Below are 3,217 nucleotides of genomic sequence, written 5' to 3'. Positions count from 1 at the left end.
CCTGTTCAAAGCCATCGGGGTCGGAGCCCTCGCCCCAGCCACCGGGTAACCGGATCGGCCCCCAACTCACACCACCGGACGTCACCGCCACGCAACCCGCCCCGCCATCCAATTCCGCAACAGCCCGAAAACGCGTGTTTTCTCGCCCTCAGTGCACACTCGTCGCCCTCACTGCACACTCAATGAGCGGCGCTGGGCGTTGAGGCGCCTTCTTTCACCCAACGTGCATTGGTGGCGGGAATCCGCGCGGATTTCCGCCACCAGCGCCCACTCGGTGGCGCGGTGAGCGCCTAGGCCGAGCCGACCCATTCGTCGGTGCCGTCACCAAAGAACTGGTGCTTCCACACCGGCAGCCGCTCCTTGATGGTGTCGACCAGCCGCGCACAGGTCGCGAACGCGGCCTGCCGGTGATCGGCGGCCACCGCCGCCACCAGCGCCGCCTCACCGATCTGCAGGACGCCGATCCGGTGGCTGGCCGCGATCGCCCGCACCCCCGGGGCGGACTCGGCGACCTCGGCCACCACCTCGGCCATCACCTGCGCGGCGGTCGGATGCGCGGAGTACTCCAACCGCGTCACCTGCTGGCCGTGGTCGTGGTCGCGGATCATGCCGACAAACCCGACGACGGCGCCGGCGGCCTGATGGCCCACCAGTTCCTCGTGGTCGGCCAGCACGATCGGCTGGTCGGTGACCGCTGCCCGCAGCACCTGCGTCATCGGCGCCACTCCTCGATCCCGGCTCCGCCGGCAACATCGTCGTCGGCGCGCGTCATCGCGGGTGGTCACCGCCGGCCAGTTGATCCAGCGCGTGATCGAGCACGTCGGCCAGCACCCCCAGACCGTCCCGCACGCCGCCGGTCGAGCCGGGCAGGTTCACGATCAGGGTGCGGCCGGCCACCCCGCACAGTCCGCGGGACAGCACCGAGGTGGGGACCTTGGGCAACCCCGAGCGCCGGATCGCGTCGGCCAAGCCGGGGATCTCATAGTCCAGCACCGCCGCCGTCTGGGCCGGGGTGTCGTCGGACGGCGAGATCCCGGTCCCTCCCGAGGTGATCACCACATCGACGCCGGCGCCGACGGCGTCGCGCAACGCCTGCCCGACCGGAGCGCCGTCGGCGACCACCTGCGGTTGCACCGGCGGGAATCCGCGCTGGGCCAGCCAGTCGGCGATGATCGGCCCGGACCGGTCCTCGTAGCTGCCGGCGGCCGCCCGGGTGGAGGCGATCACGATGCGCGCGGATCGGGTCGCCATCACCGCACCCACGTCCCGGTTTTGCCGCCCTCCTTGCGGAGCACCCGGACATCGTCGATGCGGGCGGCCGGATCCACCGCCTTGATCATGTCGAACAGCGTCAGGCCGGCCACGCTGACCGCGGTCAGCGCCTCCATCTCCACCCCGGTGCGGTCGGTGCTGCGCACCGTCGCGGTGATGTCGATGTCGGATTCGCCGACGGTGAAATCCACGTCGACGCCGGTGAGCGCCAGCTGGTGGCACAGCGGGATCAGCTCGCTGGTGCGTTTGGCGGCCATAATGCCGGCCAGCCGCGCGGTGGCCAACGCATCACCCTTGGGCAGCCCGCCGGTCGAGATCAGCGCCACCACCTGTGCCGAGGTGCGGAAGGTGCCGGCCGCGACCGCGGTGCGCCGGGTGGCGCCCTTCTCGGTGACGTCGACCATGTGCGCCGCCCCCCGCTCATCAATGTGCGACAGCGGGCCCGCGGCCTGCCCGGGTGGTTCGGCCGCCGCAGACATGGCAGTCACCACCTACTGGTTGACGACCGTGACCGGGTGCAGGTAGGGCAGGTCGTCGGAGGGCAGCGGGAACTCCACATCCCCGAACGGGGACAGCGCCCCGGTCCGGTCGCTGTGCGTCTCGCTCACCGCGTGGTCGTCGGGGCCCGTCGCCGGCCAGCCGGGGTCGACGTACCTGGTCTTTTGCGCCTTGTTGTCAGCGATGTCAGCCACGAGACCCATTCTGACAGGTCTCGTGGGAGAACGGACGGCTGGGCAGCTGCTTTACGCTGGTCAGCAATGACCAAACACACCCAGGGCATCCCGCTGGGGTCCTGGCTGGCCGACCTGCCCGACGAACGGCTGATCCGGCTGCTGGAGTTGCGCCCGGATCTGGCGCAGCCGCCGCCGGGCAGCATCGCGGCGCTCGCGGCGCGGGCCCAGGCCCGGCAGTCGATCAAGGCCGCGACCGACGAATTGGACTTCCTGCGGCTGGCGGTGCTCGACGCGTTGCTGGTGCTGCAGGCCAACACCACACCGGTGCCGGTGGCCAAGCTGGTGGCCTCGATCGGCGACAAGGCACCGGAGGCCGAGGTGCTGGCCGCACTGGATGACCTGGCCGAACGGGCGCTGGTCTGGGGCGAGTCGGTGGTCCGGGTGGCCGGTGACGCCGGCGCGGGACTGCCGTGGCACCCCGGTCAGGTGACCCTGGAGGACGCCTCCCGCACCGGCGAGCAGATCGTGGCGCTGCTCGACGACCTCGACGACGCCCAGGCCGAGCTGCTGAACCGGTTGGTGCAGGGCTCGCCGCTGGGACGCACCCGCGACGCCGGGCCGGACGCCCCACCCGATCACCCGGTGCCGCGGCTGTTGGCGGCGGGGCTGCTGCGCCAGATCGACGACGAGACGGTGATCTTGCCCCGGCACGTCGGGCAGGTGCTGCGCGGCGAGAACCCCGGGCCGGCGCAGCTGGTGGCCCCCGATCCGGTGGTGTCCACCACCACCGCGGCCGACGCCGACGCGGCGGCCGCGGGGGCCGCGCTGGATCTGCTGCGTGAACTCGAGGTGCTGCTGGGCACGTTGAGCGCGGCCCCGGTCGCCGAACTGCGCAGCGGCGGCCTGGGGGTCCGCGAGGTCAAGCGGCTGGCCAAGGTGACCGGTGTCGACGAGGCCCGGCTGGGCCTGCTGCTGCAGCTCGCGGCGGCGGCCGGGCTGATCGCGGCCGGCATCCCCGACCCCGAGCCGGACGACGGGATCGGACCGTTCTGGGCGCCGACGGTGGCCGCCGACCGGTTCGTGGAGGCGCCCACCGCCGAGCGGTGGCAGCTGGTGGCCAGCACCTGGCTGGACCTGCTGGCCCGACCGAACCTGATCGGCACCCGCGGCCCCGACGGCAAACCGTATGGGGCGCTGACGCATTCGCTGTACTCCACGGCGGCCCCGATGGATCGCCGGCTGTTGCTGGGCATGCTGGCCGAGCTGCCGCC

At 72.2% G+C, this 3,217-nt stretch carries 4 protein-coding genes and 1 pseudogene; 1 reads left to right on the top strand and 4 read right to left on the bottom strand.

All coding sequences use genetic code 11. The annotated features are described in order from the left end of the window. Window positions 1-290: 290 nt before the first annotated feature. The 4 genes from BKN37_RS26590 to BKN37_RS26575 are packed head-to-tail and all read right to left on the bottom strand — an operon-like array spanning window position 291 to window position 1,964. Window positions 291-716 carry a molybdenum cofactor biosynthesis protein MoaE gene (locus BKN37_RS26590; RefSeq protein ID WP_071030239.1) on the bottom strand — a complete coding sequence of 142 codons (426 nt, stop codon included), beginning with the start codon at window positions 714-716 and terminating at the stop codon, window positions 291-293. Window positions 717-768: 52 nt separating this feature from the next. Further along, window positions 769-1,251 (bottom strand): MogA/MoaB family molybdenum cofactor biosynthesis protein, encoded by a 483-nt coding sequence (locus BKN37_RS26585; RefSeq protein WP_071030237.1) that lies wholly within the window; start codon window positions 1,249-1,251, stop codon window positions 769-771. After that, window positions 1,251-1,751: a cyclic pyranopterin monophosphate synthase MoaC gene (gene moaC / locus BKN37_RS26580; protein WP_071030236.1), complete on the bottom strand. Its 501-nt coding sequence runs from the start codon at window positions 1,749-1,751 to the stop codon at window positions 1,251-1,253. Before moaC ends, BKN37_RS26585 begins: the two co-directional genes overlap by 1 nt. A 12-nt stretch (window positions 1,752-1,763) precedes the next feature. Beyond that, window positions 1,764-1,964: a hypothetical protein gene (locus BKN37_RS26575; protein ID WP_095407228.1), complete on the bottom strand. Its 201-nt coding sequence runs from the start codon at window positions 1,962-1,964 to the stop codon at window positions 1,764-1,766. 66 nt (window positions 1,965-2,030) lie between these two features. On the opposite strand from BKN37_RS26575, the pseudogene BKN37_RS26570 reads away from it, so the two are divergent. Next, window positions 2,031-3,217: pseudogene (locus tag BKN37_RS26570) on the top strand (helicase-associated domain-containing protein); the annotation flags it as partial.

This window comes from Mycobacterium talmoniae (assembly GCF_001854525.1).
Lineage (GTDB): Bacteria > Actinomycetota > Actinomycetes > Mycobacteriales > Mycobacteriaceae > Mycobacterium > Mycobacterium talmoniae.
Note: the sequence above shows the minus strand (reverse complement) of the source record. Positions and strands in the feature narration are given on the sequence as shown.